The 17834-nt window shown below is 71.5% G+C and carries 14 protein-coding genes; 3 read left to right on the forward strand and 11 right to left on the reverse strand.

Annotated features, from left to right (window positions below):
* Positions 1-73: 73 nt before the first annotated feature.
* Complete coding sequence (locus T336_RS25350) at positions 74-1282, forward strand: GGDEF domain-containing protein (protein WP_035226414.1); 1209 nt, start codon at positions 74-76, stop codon at positions 1280-1282.
* On the opposite strand, the gene eutC is transcribed toward T336_RS25350, so the two are convergent.
* The 3 genes from eutC to eat are packed head-to-tail and all read right to left on the reverse strand — an operon-like array spanning position 1259 to position 4968.
* Complete coding sequence (eutC, locus tag T336_RS0117430) at positions 1259-2131, reverse strand: ethanolamine ammonia-lyase subunit EutC (RefSeq protein ID WP_026433518.1); 873 nt, start codon at positions 2129-2131, stop codon at positions 1259-1261. The two genes, T336_RS25350 and eutC, sit on opposite strands and share 24 nt — an antisense overlap.
* Positions 2132-2163: 32 nt before the next feature.
* Positions 2164-3552 carry an ethanolamine ammonia-lyase subunit EutB gene (locus T336_RS0117435; RefSeq protein WP_019703957.1) on the reverse strand — a complete coding sequence of 463 codons (1389 nt, stop codon included), beginning with the start codon at positions 3550-3552 and terminating at the stop codon, positions 2164-2166.
* 15 nt (positions 3553-3567) lie between these two features.
* Positions 3568-4968, reverse strand: a complete 1401-nt coding sequence (gene eat / locus T336_RS0117440; protein ID WP_026433519.1) for an ethanolamine permease — start codon at positions 4966-4968, stop codon at positions 3568-3570.
* Positions 4969-5173: 205 nt separating this feature from the next.
* Here eat and T336_RS0117445 point away from each other — a divergent pair, with 205 nt between their 5' ends.
* Both T336_RS0117445 and T336_RS0117450 read left to right on the forward strand, forming a co-directional pair.
* On the forward strand, positions 5174-6211 hold the full coding sequence (locus T336_RS0117445; protein WP_019703955.1) for a helix-turn-helix domain-containing protein: 1038 nt from the start codon (positions 5174-5176) through the stop codon (positions 6209-6211).
* A gap of 48 nt (positions 6212-6259) precedes the next feature.
* Positions 6260-7738: a M20 family metallopeptidase gene (locus T336_RS0117450; RefSeq protein WP_026433520.1), complete on the forward strand. Its 1479-nt coding sequence runs from the start codon at positions 6260-6262 to the stop codon at positions 7736-7738.
* Here the strand turns inward: T336_RS0117450 and T336_RS0117455 are convergent.
* From T336_RS0117455 to T336_RS0117490, 8 genes are all read right to left on the reverse strand, one after another.
* A complete protein-coding gene (locus T336_RS0117455) occupies positions 7707-8282 on the reverse strand; it encodes a hypothetical protein (protein ID WP_026433521.1) in 576 nt (191 codons plus the stop codon). The genes T336_RS0117450 and T336_RS0117455 overlap by 32 nt on opposite strands.
* Entirely contained in the window at positions 8279-9466 is a 1188-nt protein-coding gene (locus tag T336_RS0117460) for an MFS transporter (protein WP_026433522.1), read from the reverse strand. Before T336_RS0117460 ends, T336_RS0117455 begins: the two co-directional genes overlap by 4 nt.
* A complete protein-coding gene (locus T336_RS0117465; protein WP_026433523.1) occupies positions 9463-10686 on the reverse strand; it encodes a GGDEF domain-containing protein in 1224 nt (407 codons plus the stop codon). Before T336_RS0117465 ends, T336_RS0117460 begins: the two co-directional genes overlap by 4 nt.
* Before the next feature lie 123 nt (positions 10687-10809).
* On the reverse strand, positions 10810-11979 hold the full coding sequence (locus T336_RS0117470) for a toprim domain-containing protein (RefSeq protein ID WP_026433524.1): 1170 nt from the start codon (positions 11977-11979) through the stop codon (positions 10810-10812).
* Positions 11980-12010: 31 nt separating this feature from the next.
* On the reverse strand, positions 12011-14845 hold the full coding sequence (locus T336_RS0117475) for an ATP-binding protein (protein ID WP_026433525.1): 2835 nt from the start codon (positions 14843-14845) through the stop codon (positions 12011-12013).
* 20 nt (positions 14846-14865) lie between these two features.
* Entirely contained in the window at positions 14866-15564 is a 699-nt protein-coding gene (locus T336_RS0117480) for a hypothetical protein (RefSeq protein WP_019703948.1), read from the reverse strand.
* Between the two features lie 74 nt (positions 15565-15638).
* Entirely contained in the window at positions 15639-17066 is a 1428-nt protein-coding gene (locus T336_RS0117485) for a hypothetical protein (RefSeq protein ID WP_019703947.1), read from the reverse strand.
* Positions 17063-17779, reverse strand: a complete 717-nt coding sequence (locus T336_RS0117490; protein WP_026433526.1) for a 16S rRNA (uracil(1498)-N(3))-methyltransferase — start codon at positions 17777-17779, stop codon at positions 17063-17065. The genes T336_RS0117485 and T336_RS0117490 overlap by 4 nt, the downstream gene beginning before the upstream one ends.
* Positions 17780-17834: the final 55 nt, after the last annotated feature.

Below are 17834 nucleotides of genomic sequence, written 5' to 3' on the forward strand. Positions count from 1 at the left end.
GGCGGTAGCGTGCCGCAGCGCCTTCGCGTATTCTCCGGCGCCCGGCACGACCGCTCTTTTCTCGTTCCACGCCATGTCCGAGTCCCTGCTGCACCTGCCGACCATGCTGGTGATGACCGTCGTGGGCTCGCTGGTGATGGCTGCCGGGCTGCTGCTGGTGGCGGCCCGCCGCCGCCGCGAGGGGCTGGGCCTGTGGGCGGCGGCCCTGCTGATGCAGTCGCTGGCCTACGTTCTGCTCGCGCTGCGCGGCCGCATTCCCGATGTGCTGTCGGTCGTGGTGGCCAACGGCCTGCTGGCCGGGGTGTTCGCAAGCCTGCTGGCGGCCGTGTACCAGTTCCTGCGGCGGCCGGTGCCGTGGCTGCACACCGTGCCGCCGGTCCTGCTGACGATCGCCCTGTTCGTTGCCTTCCTGGGGGACTACACGGCCCGGCTGGTGCTTGCCGGCCTCATCTATCCGGCCCAGCTGGGTCTGGTGCTGTGGACGCTCGGCCGGCACCCCTCCGAAGGCTATGGCGCGCGCATGGTGGCGGCGGGCATCTGGCTGCAGGCCGTCGTGCTGGTGGTGCGGGCGCTGGCGGCGATCACGGGGCACATGCCGGCTTCCGGCCTGCTGGCGGCGAATTTCTGGCAGCACGCGACCTTCCTCGCCACCTTCGTCACGGTCCAGGCCTCGTCCTTCGGTTTCATTTTCATGGCCCGTGACCGCGCCGATGCCGCCAATGAGCGCATGGCCGCGCGGGATCCGCTCACGGACGTGCCCAACCGCCGGGCGACCATCGCGGCGCTGGACCGCAGCGTGGCGCAGGCCGTGCGCTCGGGTGAGCCGCTGTCGGTGATGATGCTGGACATCGACCATTTCAAGCGCATCAACGACGGCCTGGGCCACCTGGCGGGGGACCAGGTGCTGTGTGGCGTCGTCGATGTGCTGGGCGAGCGGCTGCGATCGCAGGACCTCATCGGCCGCTATGGCGGCGAGGAGTTCCTGGTGCTGCTGCCGCGCACTCCGCTGGCCGGTGCCCGGGTGCTGGCGGACGAGCTGCGGGCCGCGGTGGAGCAGGCGCACTTCGAATTCGTCGGCCGCACGGTGCCCGTCACCCTCAGCATCGGCGTGGCCGGCGGCGTGCTCGAGCCCGGCGATCGCTGGGACGGGCTGGTCGCGGCTGCGGACGAGGCCATGTACCGTGCCAAGCGCGCGGGACGCAACCAGGTGGCAGTGGCCGGGGCTCCGGGGCCCGCGGCGGGCGGGCCGGGGGCGGATTCAGCCGCCACCCAGCCGCGCTGACGCCTGCTGTTGTGCCTGCAGGGCCCACTCGGCGTCGCTGTCGTCCTTCAGCGCCACGCCCGTGGCGCCCAGCCGCCGGGCCTGGCGCACCAGCCAGGCCAGCTTGAAGGCGGCGGCGGCATAGCCCAGGCCCTCGGCCCGCACGTTGGAGATGCAGTTGCGCTCCGCGTCGCTGCGACCGCGCCGGGGTGCGTGCGTGAGGTAGATGCCCAGGCTGTCGGGCGAGCTCAGGCCCGGCCGCTCGCCGATCAGCATCGCGCTCATGCCGGCGCCCAGCAGTTCCCCCACCTCGTCGGCCACCGCCACCCGGGCCTGCTGCACCACGACGATGGGCGCTACTGTGGCCTCTGGGGGCAGCAGCGGCGCCAGCGCCTGCAGCAGGGGCACGGCGTGGCGCTGCACGGCGAGCGACGAAAGGCCGTCGCCCACCACCACGCACAGCGTGGGCTTCGGTGCGCCGGCCCGCGCGGCATGCGATTGCAGGGCCATGGCGTCTTCCGGGTGCAACTGGCGGCCCAGGTCGGGGCGGCGCAGGTAAGTTGCGCGGTCCTCGGCACGGCTGCGGGCCTGCAGCACCTCGTGGCCGGCGCCCTGCAGCGCGGCGGCCAGGGCCTCGGCGTCCAGCGGCGCATGGATGGCATCGCGGGCCATGGCGTGCGCCCAGCCGAAGCGCAGGGCCTCTTCGGTGGGGATCGCCACGCCGGCGCGGCCCAGGGCAATGCGTGCGGGCGTGGCCTGGCGCCAGTGGTGCCATGGCATGGCGGTGACGGAGGGCGACGGCCCTGTGGCCGCCGGCAAGGGCGCTGGCGCGGCGCCGGCAGTCCGGTCGTCGTGGGAGGAGGCCTCCATGTCGATCCGTCGGGGCGGGGCAGTCGGCATGTTCAGTGGACCTGCGTTCCCAGCACGTGTGCCAGCGCCAGTGGAGCGGCCCCGTCGCGCAGCCGGCCTCGGGCGGTGGTCACGCCCTGGCGCTGCAGCCATTCCTCGAATTCGGGCGCGCGCTGCAGGCCCAGCGTGTCGCGCAGGAAGAGCGCGTCGTGGAAGGAAGTGCTCTGGTAGTTCAGCATGATGTCGTCCGCGCCCGGCACGCCGATGAGGAAGTTGAGCCCGGCGGTGCCCAGCAGCACCAGCAGCGTGTCCATGTCGTCCTGGTCGGCCTCGGCATGGTTGGTGTAGCAGATGTCGCAGCCCATGGGCAGTCCCATCAGCTTGCCGCAGAAGTGGTCTTCCAGGCCGGCGCGGATGATCTGCTTGCCGTCGTAGAGGTATTCGGGGCCGATGAAGCCCACCACCGTGTTCACCAGCAGCGGGTGGTAGCGGCGCGCCAGCGCATAGGCGCGCACCTCGCAGGTCTGCTGGTCCACGCCGTGGTGGCCGCCGGCCGACAGGGCGCTGCCCTGGCCGGTCTCGAAGTACATGACGTTGTCGCCGATAGTGCCGCGCCGCAGCTGCAGGGCGGCGTCGTAGGCTTCGTCCAGCACGGAGATGCTCACCCCGAAGCCGCTGTTGGTCTTCTCGGTGCCGCCGATGGACTGGAACACCAGGTCCACCGGCACGCCCGCGTTCATGAGCTGCAGCGTGTTGGTGACGTGGGTCAGCACGCAGGCCTGGGTGGGGATCTCCAGGCCCTGGATCAGCGTGTCGAACATGCGGCACAGGCCCTCGAGCGTGGCCATGCTGTCGGACACGGGGTTGATGCCGATCACCGCGTCGCCCGCGCCCAGCATCAGCCCGTCCAGCACCGAGGCGGCCACGCCGCGCAGGTCATCGGTGGGGTGGTTGGGCTGCAGCCGCACGGCGATGCGGCCGGCCAGGCCCAGGGTGTTGCGGAAACGCGTGACCACGCGGCACTTGCGCGCCACGGCGATCAGGTCCTGGTTGCGCATGATCTTGCTGACGGCCGACACCATCTCGGGCGTGAGCCCGGGCGCCAGGGCCGCCAGCGCCTCGGGCGTGGCCTCGTCGCCCAGCAGCCAGTTGCGCCAGTCGCCCACCGTCATGTGGCGGATGGGCGCGAAGGCGGCGGCGTCATGGCCGTCGATCACCAGGCGGGTGATGGCGTCGTCCTCGTAGGGCACCAGGGCCTCGTTCAGGAAGGTGGAAAGCGGCAGGTCGGCCAGCACGTGGCGCGCGGCCATGCGCTGTTGCGCGGTGGCCGCGCCCACGCCGGCCAGGTAGTCGCCCGAGCGCGCCGGGCTGGCATGCGCCATCACCTGGCGGAGGTCGTCGAAGGCATGGCCCTGGCCGCCCAGGGTCGCGTGGTAGCGCATGGCGGAATCCCTTCTTTACCGGGAGGCATCCAGCAGGGCATCGGGCGTGGCCTGCGCGCGGCGGCTGGCCGTGCCAGCGTAATACAACCACGACAGCGCCATCAGTGCAAGAAACACCCCCGCCAGCACGGTGTTGAACCACACCATGGCGATCAGGCACACCATGCCCAGGGCCAGCGCCAGCATGGGAAAGAAAGGGTAGAGCGGCGCGCGGTAGGGGCGGTGCATGCCGGGCTCGGTGCGGCGCAGGCGCAGCAGCGCGGCCATGGAGACGATGTACATCACGATGGCGCCGAAGACCGCCATGGTCACGATGTTGGCGGTGAGCGTCTGGCCACCGAACTGGATCCATTCGTCGCTGAAGATCGCGGCCACCCCCACGGCGCCGCCCGCCAGCAGGGCACGGTGCGGCGTGTTGAAGCGCGGGCTGAGCCGGGCGAAGGCGCTGGGCAGGTAGCCGGCGCGCGCCAGCGCGAAGATCTGGCGCGAGTAGCCCATGATGATCCCGTGGAACGAAGCCACCAGCCCGAAGAGGCCGATCCACACCATCATGTGCAGCCAGCCGCTGTTGGCGCCCAGCAGCGCCTTCATGGCCTGGGGCAGCGGGTCGTTGATGTTGGCCAACGTGCGCCAGTCGGTCACGCCGCCGGCCATGACCATCACGCCGAAGGCCAGCGCCACCAGTGTCAGGATGCCGGCGATGTAGGCACGGGGAATGGTGCGCTGCGGGTCACGCGCTTCCTCGGCGGCCATGGCCGCGCCTTCGATCGCCAGGAAGAACCAGATCGCGAACGGTATGGATGCGAAGATGCCCGCCACGGTGGCGCTGCTGAAGGTGTCGCTGCCGGCCCAGCCCAGGTGGGCGAAGTTCGCCCACGACCAGCCGGGGCTGACCACGCCCATGAACACCAGCAATTCGAAGATGGCCAGCAGCGTGACGATCAGCTCGAAGGTGGCCGCGATGCCCACGCCCAGCCAGTTCAGGCCGATGAACACCGCATAGGCGCCCAGCGCGATGGTCTTGGGGTTGATGGCCGGGAACTGCACGTTCAGGTAGGCGCCGATGGCCAGCGCGATGGCTGGCGGCGCGAAAACGAATTCCACCAGCGTGGCGTAGCCCGCCACGAAGCCGCCCGCCGGCCCGAATGCCCGGCGCGCATAGGCGAAGGGGCCGCCAGCGTGCGGAATGGCCGTGGTCAGTTCGGTGAAGCTGAAGATGAAGCTGGTGTACATCGCAGCCACCAGCACAGTGGCGGCCAGGAAGCCCAGCGTGCCTGCGGTGGCCCAGCCGTAGCTCCAGCCGAAGTATTCGCCGGAGATCACCAGCCCGACGGCGATGCCCCAGAGCTGGAAGGTGCCCAGCACCTTCTTCAGGTGCGGTGCGTGGGCCGGATCGGAAGGGGTGGAGGTGTGCATGGAGTGCCTTGCTGCGTTCGATAAGTCGTTGGGCGACGTGCCGCCATTGCACCCATTCCGGGCCGCCGGCGTCTATCCGGATTCGGAAAAACCGGGCCGTGCCGGTTTTTTTCCGATCCGGGATAGCGGTATCGGGGTTTTCTCGCAGGAGCTGGCGCTTTTCTTGCATCACATTCCCCATTCCATCGCCCGAACGCTCCACGACATGGCTGCCGCGCTTTCCTCCCGCACTGCCCTGGTGCCTTCCACGGGGGCGGGCGCACTGCGCTGGCGGGTTCGCGCCAGCGAGGACGTGGATGAGCATGCCGACCAGCTCTCGGACTGGTCGCAGCAGTACGACCAGCTGCGCGGTGGCCGTTTTGCCGGCCGGGTGCGCGAGTTGTGGATGGGCGGCCCGCGCCTGCAGGTTTTCCACGAGTACACCTCCCCGCCCACCAGCCAGCAGTGCGCGCCCTGGCGGGGCTCGGTGTGGTTCGGGGTGCCCGACGCCCGCTGCGCGCGGCCCCTGCACTTCTGCGGCGGCGAGCGGCGCACCGATGCGCAGCGCTTCGTTCTGCGCGCCCGGGCCAGCGACGGCTTCACGCTGCGCACGCCGGAAGACTTCGGCATCTACGGCGTGGTCATGGACCAGGAATGGCTGCGTGCCGAGGCCGATGCCATGGGCCTGCACGGCGCGTCCCTCCTGCTGTCCGGCCCGGCGCACGCCGTGCCCGTGGACGCCGCGGCGCATGCCGCGCTGTGCGCCACCATCGAATCGCTGCTGGGCATCGCCGAGGCGGCCCCGGAGCCGGCGGACATCGGCCGGCACCAGGCGCTGGCGCGGCGCCTGCTGCGCCAGCTGTGCAGCGATCCCGCCGCAGAGGCCCCCGCCGCGGCACCTTCGCAAGGCGCTGCCCAGCGCCGTTTCGCGCTGGTGATGGCGGCGCGTGCATGGGCCGGCCAGCCGTGCTGCGGCGACGCACGGGACGTGGATGCCCTGTGCCGGCACCTGCACGTCACCCGGCGCACGCTGCAGAACCACTTCCACGCCGTGCTGGGTCAGTCGCCCGCCGAGTTCCTGAAGGCGGTGCGCCTGAACGCCTGCCGCCGGGCGCTGCGCACGGCCGCGCCGGGCGAGACCGTGCAGGAGCTCGCCGAGCGCTGGGGGTTCTTCCACATGGGCCATTTCTCCCAGGACTACAAGACCCTCTTCGGGGAGGCGCCTTCGCAGACCCTGCGCCGGCCCGCCCTGCAGGCCCTGTAGCACAATCATCGGCTCGTCGCGGCACGTTCCGCGCAGCAGGAGAGCCCCATGAACGCCCGTGTACCCGCCACCGCCTTCCAGCCCGACCAGGCCCTGTCCCAGCTCAGCGAGCGCTGGGATGGCGACATCCTGCGGCAGCTGACCGAATACATCGCCATTCCCGCCAAGTCGCCCGGCTTCGCACCCGACTGGGAGCAGCAGGGCCTGCTCGACCGCGTGCTGCGCAATGCTGCCGAGTGGGTGGAGGCCCAGAAGGTCCCCGGCCTGCGCCTGGAGATCCTGCGCATGCCGGGTCGCACGCCGGTGCTGTTCTTCGAGGTGGAGGCCACGCGCACCGGCTCGCAGCAGACGGTGCTGATGTACGGCCACCTCGACAAGCAGCCCGAGTTCGATGGCTGGCGCAAGGACCTGGGCCCGTGGTCGCCGAAATACGAGGACGGGAAGCTCTACGGCCGCGGCGGCGCTGACGACGGCTATGCCGTCTATGCCAGCATCGCCGCCGTGCAGGAGATCCAGCGCCAGGGCGTGCCGCATCCGCGCATCGTGGGGCTGATCGAGACCTGCGAGGAAAGCGGCTCGCGCGACCTGCTGCCCTACATCGACCTGCTGCGCCCGCGGCTGGGCGACGTCACGCTCGTGATCTGCCTGGACTCCGGCGCGGGCAACTACGACCAGCTCTGGCTCACCACCAGCCTGCGCGGCATGGTGAGCGGTACGCTCAAGGTGCAGATCCTGACCGAGGGCGTGCATTCGGGCGATGCGTCGGGCCTGGTGCCTTCGTCGTTCCGCATCATGCGGCAGGTGCTGGACCGTCTGGAGGACAGCGCTACCGGCCGCCTGCTGCCCGCCAGCTTCCATTGCGAGGTGCCGCCCGACCGCCTGGCGCAGGCGCGTGCCACGGCCGCGATCCTGGGCGAAGAGGTGACGAAGCGCTTTCCCTGGGCCCACTACGACTGCGGCGGCTCCACCGCTTTCGCGCTGCCCACCACCACCGACCCGGTGCAGGCGCTCATCAACCGCACCTGGACGCCCACGCTCAGCGTCACCGGTGCGGAAGGGCTGCCTGCGCTGCAGGACGCGGGCAACGTGCTGCGCCCCTATACCGCCTTCAAGCTCAGCCTGCGCCTGCCGCCCGTGGTGGATGCCGCCGAAAGCGTGCAGAAGCTCAAGGCCCTGCTGGAGGACAACGCGCCCTACCAGGCCCGCGTGACCTTCGAGCCCGGCAGCGCCGCCAGCGGCTGGAACGCGCCGGCCATCACGCCGTGGTTCGAGAACGCCCTCAACGCCGCGAGCCAGGCGCACTTCGGCGCGCCCTGCGGCTACATCGGCCAGGGCGGGACCATTCCGCTCATGAACATGCTCAGCCAGGGCTTCCCCACGGCGCAGATGATGGTCTGCGGGGTGCTCGGGCCCAAGAGCAATGCGCACGGCCCGAACGAGTTCCTGCACGTGCCCTACGCCAAGAAGCTCACGGCCGCCGTGGCGCAGGTGGTGGTCAGCCTGCCGGAGCCGGGCGTGGAAAGCTGAGGGCCGGCCGCCGGTCCGGCACGATCCATACCTGCATGCCGGTGCGCCGGCACTGCCGGGTGATGCGGTCCGCCCAGGCGCGGGTGACCAGGAAGCTGCTGCCGAACAGCTCGGCATCGGTGTCCACGACGCCGTCCCTGAGATCCGCGGAACGCATCCAGGCCAGGGCCTGCCCCGCGAAGAGGGGGTTCTCGTCCCGGTCTCCGATGCGGGACGGCCACGGCAGGGTGTAGAGGCGCGATCCCGTGGTCCACACCATGCGCAGCAGCTGTTGCGGCTCCGGCGTGGCCGGGTCGGCGGGCAGGCGCTCGACCACGAAGCAAAAGCGCTGCGTGCCCTGTGGCCGTCCCAGGGTGGCGAGGAATGCCTGCAGCACGGCGACTCCGGGGAGCTGCCGCCGGTCCGGCGTGGAGAACGCGGGGTCCGCGCCTGCGGATGGCATTGCCGTGGGCGGGCGTGCCAGGGCGGGAAGGGCCCCGCCGGCCACGCAGACCGCCAGCGCCACGGCCGCGCGGCGTTTGGCCTTTCCTGCGGCCGCCTTCATGCCGCCTGCCGGGGCCGGTGCCGCAGCGCCAGCCATGCGAGCCCCGCGCCGGTGAGCCCGATGGGCAGCAGGGAGCCGTAGTTCAGCAGCGTCCAGCCCTGGGTGGTGACCAGCGCGCCGGACGCGAAGGATGTCAGCGCCATGGTGGCGAAGACCCCGAAATTGATGGCGGCCTGGGCCCGGTCCTTCTCTTCGGGCCGGTAGGCGCGCATCGCCAGCGCGGTGCTGCCCGTGAAGAGGAAGTTCCAGCCCACGCCCAGCAGGAAGAGCGCGGCCATGAAATGCGCGAGGTCCACGCCGGAGAGCGCGATGGCCACGCAGGCGGCGTTGAGCGCCACGCCGGCCGCCATGACGCGCAGCACGCCGAAGCGCCGGATCAGGTGGCCCGTGAAGAAGCCCGGCGCGAACATGCCGATCACATGCCATTCGAGCACGAAGGCCGCGTCGCCGAAGGCGTGCCCGCACACCTGCATCGCCAGCGGCGTGGCTGCCATCAGCAGGTTCATCACCCCGTAGCCCAGCGCTGCCCCCAGCATCGCGACCGCGAATACCGGATCGCGCAGCAGTTGCGCCACCGGGCGGCCCGTGGCGGCGCCGGCCGCCGGCGCCGGTGGAACGGCCGGAAAGCGGATGCCTGCCATGCAGGCCATGGATACCAGGGCCACCACGAACAGTGCCAGGTAGGCCCCGGTGAAGGGAACGGAGACCAGGTCGCGCGTGTGGTTGGCCAGGTTGGGGCCGGCCACCGCGCCCAGCAGGCCGCCGGCCATCACCAGCGACATGGCCGTGTCCCGCTGCGGTGCGGGCGCGATCTCGGCCGCGGCGAAGCGGTAGAGCTGGCCGTTGGCACTGTAGTAGCCCGCTGCCAGCGTGGCGGCGCACAGCAGCCAGAACGCGTGCATCCACACGGCCAGCGCGCAGAGCAAGGCCGCCGCCGCCGCCACCGCCAGCCCGATCTGGAAGGAGGCCTGCCGTCCCCAGCGCCTCTGGGCCCGGGCCACGGGACCCGTGGACAGCGCTCCGCCCACCACGTAGCCCATCACCGGCAGGGTGGCCATCCAGCCGCGCGGCGCCAGCTGCAGGCCCACCAGCCCGTTGATGGCGATGAAGACGACGTTGTTGGTGAGAAACAGCCCCTGGCAGAGGGCGAGCAGGCCCAGCGGGCGGCGGTGGGAGGAGGTCATGGCCGGATCTTGCATGCTTCCACGGTGTCAGGGTCAAGCGCTTCCTCGGCGGTCCGGTTGCGGCCCTCCTGCTTGGCCGTGTAGAGCGCCCGGTCGGCGCGTTCCAGCGTTTCCTCGATGGGGTGCCGGGGGCGGTGCAGCGCGAATCCGATGGACACGGTGATGCGCAGATGTGCGGCGCTGGCTTCGGCTCCGTCGCCGCGGTCCGCCGGCACCGCGAGTGCCGCCACGGCCTCCCGCACCCGCTCCAGCAGCGCGCGGGCGGCCTCGGGCGGTGTATTGCAGAGCATGAGCACGAATTCCTCGCCGCCCCACCGGGAGATCACGTCCCCGTCGCGCACGCAGCGGCGGACCGCCTGGGCGAATGCCTGCAGCACGCGGTCGCCCGCGGCGTGGCCGTGGGTATCGTTGACCGCCTTGAAATGGTCCACGTCCAGCAGCGCGATCACGAGCGGAAACCCCGACCGGGACACGCGCCGCTGCTCCAGCCGCATCAGCTCCAGCATGTGGCGGCGGTTGAGCAGCCCGGTGAGTTCGTCGTGCGTGGCCAGTTCACGGATGTGCTCCAGCGCGCGTGCCAGGTCGTGCTTCTGGCGGCGCAGGTCCTCGCGCGTGGCCTGCAGGCGCGTGGTGAGGAAGGTGCTGCCCAGCAGCACCACGGCCGTCATGATGCCGTAGGCCATCGACAGGCCGGAGGAGTGCCCCGGTTCGTCGCGCAGCTCCACCGACACCGTGGCCAGGCCGAACGCGGCCATGGCGTAGAGCATCACGCCGAACATCTGGCGCGTGGACAGCCCGAACATGCCGAACATCAGGATCACCGCCAGGATCGGCAGGGCGATGCCGCGGGCCTGGCCGCCGATGGCGTAGGCCGCGGCATTGCAGGCGATGGCATAGACGATCTGCGGCAGCGTCAGGGACGGGTCCGACCAGCGCTGCGAGATGCCGCTGCGGATGAGGGCATACACCACCAGCAGGCCGCCGGCCGACAGGGCCGTCCAGATCCGGACCGGCCCCGGCTGCGCCAGCCCCGCGCCCACCGCGATATGCATCGCCGTGATGCAGCAGGCCATCAGCAGCGCGGCCAGCCCGGCCATGGCCAGCCGGATGCGCTGGCGGGGCTCGGTGGTGAGCAGGGCGTCCAGCAGGCGCGAGACCAGGGAGGCACTGCCGGGGTACGGGGGCCTGGCTGGCGCCTGGGACGGGGGCGGCTCTGACACCGGGTTTCTCCTTGAGGGCGTGAACGACGCCGCCAAAGGTTTTTACCCCAGCCACCCCCGTGGGGACAACGCCTGGACTGCCGGTCGAGGGGAAACCCTAGAGCGGGGCGCGGCAGCCACTTTTCACAGCCAGGCCTCCTGCTCGGCCTTGCGGCCCAACTGCTCCAGCACGTCGCGCAGCCCGGCCACTGGCGCGGGCAGATCACTCCGCGTGGCCAGGCGTGCCAGCAAGGCGCGGTCGAAATCGTTCAGCGGCAGGGTGGGGCCGTCCTGCCACAGCGCAGGCTCCATCCGGTACGGTGCCCATTCCAGCCCGCGTGCCGTCCACACGGCACCTGCGGTCAGCGCGATATCGAGACCGGCCGGGTCCGGATCGCAGCTGATGCACGCGGGCGCGGGGGCCCTGTCCAGCAGCCAGCCCAGCGCGCCGAGCCAGTCATCCGGTGGCCTGCCCGGAAGCCAGACCACGCAGGTTCCCGGCTCCGCCCGGATCACCTGCCGCTCGAAACTCGTGCGGTTCTCGATAAGCCAGTAGCGATCGGGAGCGCCCGCAATGCGCGTATCTCCCGCCAGCGTGCTCATGGGGAGGCCGCAGAAGCCCGCGGCGCCGACATCGATGTGTCCCTTCCCGGTGGCCAGCGCGAGGCTGCCGCCCAGCCAGAGAATGAACGCGAGCTTCTCGATGCCGAGGGATTCGAGCGCGAAATGCGCTTCCAGCCATTTCCACTCGGACGGGGTGATGTCCTTGGTGCCCTGCCGTGCGTGCAGGGCGAAGTCCCGGCGCTTGCCGAAGCGCTGTTCGGCATGCCATGACGCGAGTGCGTGCAGCAGTTCGGCACGGGCCTTCAGCAGATCGGCGCTTTTCGTGGTGTCCAGGCAGCTGTCGATGGCGGGCTGAAGCCATGGCAGGACGTCCGCCAGGGCTGCCAGCTGCTGCCGGGTGTCGTCCCGCAGTGCCCGGCGTTCGTCCGATGTCCGGATGCCGCGGCTGGCCTGGAGCGCCGGAAGATCGCGCCATTCCATCCGCTCGATCTGCCACGTGCCTCGCACGAGGCGTTCGCGGGCCACCGCCGCGCCGGCTTCCACGAGGCACTCCAGCAGCGCCTCCGTGGAGTCCAGCAGATCCTGCCCCGCCGCATCAAGCAGCGTCTGCCAGCGCCGCTCTGCGGCATGGGAGGCAAGCCAGCGGCGCAGCAGCGCCTCCTGGCGGGGCGACAGCGGAGGGAGCCCGGCAAATGGGGCATCGCTCTCCCGCGTGCGGCTGCGGCCCCTGGCGGTGGTGACGATGGCCATGCGCAATTCCCGTGCAACGACCGCCCGGCGGTTATCCCGCCATCGGCTCCAGCTGCGGCACGCCGCGCCGCTTGGCCACGGCGATGGGCGGGGCCCAGCGCGAGCCCTGGGGCTTCTTGCTGGTCACGAGCGTGATCTCCGCGGGCTCGAAGACCTCGAGGTTGTGGGTGATGGGCGTGGTCAGCACGTACTGCGCCTGGGTGGAACGCAGGAAGTGGCCCACCAGCTGGATGTTGCGCACGTCCAGGTGAGCGAAGGGCTCGTCGATGAAGACGAAGCCGCCCGAGCCGCTTTCCTCGTCCTTGAGCAGGCCCACCAGCAGGATCAGTGACTTGATGACCTGCTGCCCGCCCGACGCCTCGCCGTCGTTCATGCCGATGCTGCCCTTGCCGTCGAACGCGAAATGCACCTTGAGCCCGGCCTGGGCGAGCACGGTGTCGTCGTTTTCCAGCAGCGGCAGGTCGGCCGCCACCTCCACGCCCGCCAGGGCGCCGAGTTCCTGGATGTTCTTGCGGTAGCGCCGCACGGTGCTGCGCAGCACCTCGATATAGCTTTCGCGCGCATTCATCACGGCCGTGCCGGCCTGGGCGTTCTTGACCTGGTGGTCCGACAGGCTTGAGGCCTGCTCGCGCACGGTGGCTTCCATCCGGCGGTAGCGCTCCTCCACGGTGGCGTCCTGTTCCCAAGTGCCCTGTTCCAGTTCCTGCTCGACGGCGGAGAGGCGCAGCTTCGCCTGGGTGTCGTTCACGTATTCGTCCACCAGTGCGCCCAGTGTCTCCGCGGCCGTCCAGCGGGCGGGGAACTGGCGCCGCTGCACCTGGCTGCGCGCCGCGGCCTCCACGTGCCCGCGGCGGCGCGCGGTCCATTCCTGCGCGGCGCGTTCGGTATCGCTGCGCGAGCGCCGCAACTGCTGCTCCAGCCGCTGGTGCTCCTCCGTGAAGGCGCGGTGGCGGTCGTGCTCGCGGGCAGCCTCGGTGTCCAGGCGCTGCCAGCGCTGGGCCGCGGCGATGCGCGCCTGCCGGGCCGCCGGCAGTTCCTCGCGTGCCTGGGCGAACTCCTCGCTGCGGCGCGCCAGTTCTTCCGCAGCACTGTGGCCCTCGAGCGCGCGGCGGGTGTCGGTGATCTGCCGCTTCAGGGCCATGAGCCGGTCGAGCACGGGCGCGAGCTGGCCGTCGATCTGCGCGAGGTCGCGCTCGGCGGCGGCGCGGCGCGCCTGCACGGCGGCGGCGCCGAACTGGTGGTCGCGCGGCTCCACCCACATGGAGCGTGCCCCGCGGCCGTCGTGCATGTAGGCCTGCGGCGTGATCCAGGTGCCGCCCAGGCGCTTGCCTTCGCGCGGGTCGGCCACGCAGCGCAACTGCTGCAGCTGCTGCACCAGCCAGCGCGGCACGGGCGCGGTGAAGCGCACGTGCGCGAGCAGGGTGCCAGGCTCGCCACGCAGCGGCTTCTCGCCGGGGCCGACCAGGTAATGGCGGTAGCGCTCGCGTTCGCCGATGTCGTAGGCCTCGGCCAGGTCGCTTTCCTTGTCGAGCAGCACCACCCAGCGGTGGCCGCGCAGCACGCCTTCGATGGCGGCGCGCCAGGCCTCGTCCGCCACCTCGATCACTTCGGCCACGAACTGGTGGCCGATGCCCTGGGCCGTGAGGCGCCTGCGGAACTGCTGCACCTCGGGTGGCAGGGGCGGCAGCGACTGGCCTTCGAGCGCCTTGAGGGCGTCCTGCGCGATCCGGCGGCGCTGTTGCAGGGCGGAGCGCTCGTCCTGCGCGCCGGACTCCTGCTCCTGCAGCTGGCGCAGGTGGGCCTGCAGCTCGTCGGCGTTGCTGCCCTTGTCCACGAGCGCGAGCAGCTCGGCCTCGCGCTTGGCCACTTGCTCGAGCGGAGCCTCGTGGCGCGTGGCGTCGTCCAGCGCCGAGCGCGCCTCGTCGCGTTCGGCGCGCAGGCGCTCGGCATCGGCCTGGGCGCGGGTGCTTTCGTCCAGCAGCGTGAGCAGGCGCTTGTTCTGCACGGCCTGCTCGGCCAGCGCGGTGCGATGCTGCGTCTTCTGGCGGCGCAGTTCGCGCGCCTGCTTTGCCAGGCCTTCACGCTCGCCATGCCAGCCGAGCACGGGCAGGACCTCGGTGGCGAGCCGCTCGCGCTCGGCCAGCTTGAGCTGCCAGGTCTTGTAGCTGGTCACGCGGTTGCTCAGTTCGGTGAGCTGGGCGCGGCTGTGGTCGAGCTCGCGCTCGGCCTGCGCCATTTCGCGCGAGAGCTGCTGCTGGTGCTCGCGCGCCTGGTCGTAGGCATCCAGCACCTGCTGGTCGCCGAACACGTCGAACACGAGCCGCAGCAGTTCGCGCGGGCTGAATTCGCACAGCCGGTCGGTCTGCCCCTGTTCGAGCGACAGCACGCGCGCGATGGCGGGAGACAGGCCGGCCGCGCCGAGCACGCGGCCCCAGGCCTCCACGCCCATGAAGCCGAGATCCTTCTCGGGCGTGTCGCGCAGCTGCTCGATGGAGACATCGCCATCGAGCAGGCAGTAGCGCCGCTGCCAGTCGCCGCCATTCTTGTCGATGCGGCAGGCGAGCGTGACCTGGTCGGCGTACAGCAGCCGGCGCGCGAAGGGCCGGCTGGAGGTCTGGCGGCCCTGCGGGCGGTTGTCCACCACCGCACGCAGCCACGCGGTCTGCGCGCCGGCATGGCGGGCATAGGTGCGGTAGTCGCGCGGGGCCGAGCAGCGCAGGCCCAGCAGCGTGCGCATGGCGTCCAGCAGCGTGGTCTTGCCCGAGCCGTTGGGGCCGGCGATGGTGATGATGGAGGCGTCCAGCGGCAGCGCGACGCGCTGGCAGTAGTCCCAGTGGACGAGTTCGAGGGTTTGCAGGTGGAACATGGGCGGGTGGAGAGGCCCGGTCAGGCCGTGGGGGTCTCGGACCCGGAAGAAGTGGGGGCGGCAACCGCCGCGTCCGTTGCCGGCGGCGCCGCGGCGCGCTCGCGCGCGAGCACGTCGGCCAGCGCGCCGTCGAGGATGCGCGGCGCGAGCACGTCGTAGTCGAGCAGCACGTCCAGCAGCGGGCCTTCGCCGATCTCGTCCTGGCGCCGCGTGATGAAGCCGTGGCGCTCCAGCAGCTTGAGGTTGGCATCCAGCCGCAGCTTCTTGCCGAGCTGGTTGCCGTAGTCCTCCAGCAGCGTCTTGTACGACAGCACGGGGCTCACGAGGCGCGCGGAGGGCAGGGGCTTGGCGCCGGGGAAGAAGTCGTTCTGGCCGTCGCCCTCGGCTTCGGTGCGGCTGGTCTGGCGCTCGCGCTTCGGTAAAACGATGAGGGCCCAGAGCACCACCAGCAGGGCCTGCGCGTCGCGCGGCAGGTCCAGGTTGTTGTTGGCGTTGAGCGCGCCTTCGCCCAGCACGGCATTCTGCGCGGGCTGCAGCAGGGCGAGGCTGACGTGGTCGGCGTAGATGCTGTCCACGAAGCGCAGCCCGGACTGTGCCAGGCGCTGCTCGATCAGCGCGAAGAGTTCGGCATCGACCAGCGCGCGCTTGACCCGCGGGTGGCTGCGCGGCAGCCAGCGGCGCGTGAGGAGTTCTGCGATCAGCAGGGCGGCGTCGTCCATGGGCAGCGGTCCATCCGAAAAAGGCAGTCAGGAAAAATCGAAACGAAAACGATGGCAGGCAACGGGACGCGGATTCAGCCCGCGGTATCCGGCGGAGTGTCCGCGGGCACCAGCCGGCCCCGGCTCACCAGTTCCAACTGCGGGTGGTCCAGGGCCTGGATGGCGGCCTCCCATTCCACGCGCCAGGGCTGGCGCGCGAGCGCGCCGGTGGCGCCGGGCAGCACGCCGGCCTGCGGATCGCCCAGCAGCGGCAGCAGCTGGGCCTTGTAGGCCACCTGGGCATAGCGGGCCGAGTCTGGCTCGGCGCCGAGCAATGCGGCGGCCACGTCGCGCGGCGCACCCGCCGCATCTCCGTCGGGCGCTTCCAGCGTCCAGGCGGCCAGCAGGTCGGACAGATCGCCCAGTTCGCGCGGCAGGGCAACGGCGGCCAGCGTTCCGGCCGGGGCTTCCTGGGCACCGGGCAGGTCTTCCGCGGGGCCCTGGGTGGGGCGGTCGCGCTCGAACTCGGCCTCGGTCACGTCCAGCAGTTCATGCGGGGCCAGGGCGCACAGACCTACCGGCATGGCCAGCGCGGTGTCGAGCAGTGCGGCGGGATGGCGCAGCGTCTGCAGCCAGCGCTTCACGTCGGTGCTGGTGATGCCGGTGGTGCCGAGCGTCACGCGCTGGCGGTCCACCTGCTGCAGCGCGCGGTTGAACTGGCTGGCCATCGCCAGCAGGCGCGATTGCGCCTGGCCCAGCGCGCGGGCCGCGCGTTCCATGGCGATGTGGCCGTGGGCATGGCCGATGATGGCGGTGATGGCGTCGGAGGCCCGGTCGATCAGCAGGGCCGCGCGGTCGTAGCGCTGGCGCGCCGCACGCAGCCGGAATTCCGAACCGCTCGCGATCGCGTCGGCGAACTCGCCGTGCAGCCGGGTGAGCTGCGCCTGCAGCATCTGCAGCTGCCCGGCGTCGAGCGCCCCGAGCTGGTTCGCGCCCACCACCTGCCCGAGCAGCGCGGCCAGTTCGCCGCCCTCAGCGTCCTGCCCGGCCGCGTCGCCGCTGGCCAGTGGGGCCAGCAGGCCGGCCACCCTCTGCGCGAGGGGGGGCAGCGCATAAGCACGCAGGCTGTCGTCCCATGCCAGCAGGCCCACGTCGCGGAAGCGCTTGAGCACGGTGTCCAGCGCCTCGGGCCGCAGCGCGTGGAAGAGTTCGTCGATGCGCTCGCGGGGCAGCTGTGACTCGCCCTGGCGGGCGAGCTGCAGGAACGCCCACAGGCGCAGCTGCACCAGCGCGGCGGGGCCGTGGAACAGCCCGCTGAGCGCCTGCGACAGCTCCTGCTCGCGCGCGATGCGCCAGAGCAGGGGATCGTCCGTGGCGGCGTCCGTGTCGCGGAAGAAGTCGAACAGGGCGCCCGATGCTTCGTCCGGCCCGCCGGGCAGCAGGGCATCGGCGTCCGCCAGGTCCGCCCAGGGGGCGTCGGCACCGGCCGCCGGGGTGGAGGATTCCATGCGCGCCGCCATCATGCGCACGCCAGCAGCGAAAGCGCCGCCACCGAGGCCGTTTCAGCGCGCAGCACGCGGGGCCCGAGGCTGGCGGGCAGGAACCCGCGCTCCAGGGCGAGGTCTTCCTCGTGCGGGGCGAGGCCGCCCTCGGGGCCGTGCAGCACCTGCACGCAGGCGGCACTCGCCGCAGCGTCGTGCAGCGGCCGGCTGCCTTCGCGCAGCGACAGCACCAGCCGTGCGGCATCGGGCGCGGGAGGCAGCCGCAGCCAGTCCGCCAGCGCAACGGGGGCTTCCACCGGGGGCACCCGGTTGCGCCCGCACTGTTCACAGGCCGCCGCGGCGATCGCCTGCCAATGCGCCTGCCGCTTGAGTGCCCGCTCCCCGGAGAGCTTGAGCACGCTGCGGGCCGCCGCCACGGGCTGGATGCGCGCCACGCCCAGCTCGGTGGCCTTCTCCACGAGCCAGTCCATGCGCTCGTTGGCCGGCATGCCCACGATGAGGTGGACGCTGCGGCCGGCCTCGCGCTCCACCGGGTCGTGCGCGCCCACCAGGACTTCGACATCCGACCGGCCCATGCGCGCCACCGTGGCCGCGTACTCGCCGCCCCGTCCGTCGAACAGCGTGATCGCGTCGCCGGGCTGCAGGCGCAGGACCTGCACGTGGCGCGCGGCAGCGGGGGGCAGGGGCCGCGCGGCTCCGCTGGACAGCGGCTCGGGGCAATGGAAGCGGGGAATATTCACGCTGGGGTCGTCGGTGGTTGCTGCTGGTGGAGTGGGGAATGCAGTGGGG

It is taken from the genome of Paracidovorax oryzae ATCC 19882, assembly GCF_000687165.1.
Taxonomy (GTDB): Bacteria; Pseudomonadota; Gammaproteobacteria; order Burkholderiales; family Burkholderiaceae_C; genus Paracidovorax; species Paracidovorax oryzae.

Coding starts and splice junctions, on each gene's coding strand:
- T336_RS25350 (WP_035226414.1), top strand. CDS start 74: ATGTCCGAGTCCCTGCTGCACCTGCCGACCATGCTGGTGATGACCGTC.
- eutC (WP_026433518.1), bottom strand. CDS start 2,131: ATGGAGGCCTCCTCCCACGACGACCGGACTGCCGGCGCCGCGCCAGCG.
- T336_RS0117435 (WP_019703957.1), bottom strand. CDS start 3,552: ATGCGCTACCACGCGACCCTGGGCGGCCAGGGCCATGCCTTCGACGAC.
- eat (WP_026433519.1), bottom strand. CDS start 4,968: ATGCACACCTCCACCCCTTCCGATCCGGCCCACGCACCGCACCTGAAG.
- T336_RS0117445 (WP_019703955.1), top strand. CDS start 5,174: ATGGCTGCCGCGCTTTCCTCCCGCACTGCCCTGGTGCCTTCCACGGGG.
- T336_RS0117450 (WP_026433520.1), top strand. CDS start 6,260: ATGAACGCCCGTGTACCCGCCACCGCCTTCCAGCCCGACCAGGCCCTG.
- T336_RS0117455 (WP_026433521.1), bottom strand. CDS start 8,282: ATGAAGGCGGCCGCAGGAAAGGCCAAACGCCGCGCGGCCGTGGCGCTG.
- T336_RS0117460 (WP_026433522.1), bottom strand. CDS start 9,466: ATGACCTCCTCCCACCGCCGCCCGCTGGGCCTGCTCGCCCTCTGCCAG.
- T336_RS0117470 (WP_026433524.1), bottom strand. CDS start 11,979: ATGGCCATCGTCACCACCGCCAGGGGCCGCAGCCGCACGCGGGAGAGC.
- T336_RS0117475 (WP_026433525.1), bottom strand. CDS start 14,845: ATGTTCCACCTGCAAACCCTCGAACTCGTCCACTGGGACTACTGCCAG.
- T336_RS0117480 (WP_019703948.1), bottom strand. CDS start 15,564: ATGGACGACGCCGCCCTGCTGATCGCAGAACTCCTCACGCGCCGCTGG.
- T336_RS0117485 (WP_019703947.1), bottom strand. CDS start 17,066: ATGATGGCGGCGCGCATGGAATCCTCCACCCCGGCGGCCGGTGCCGAC.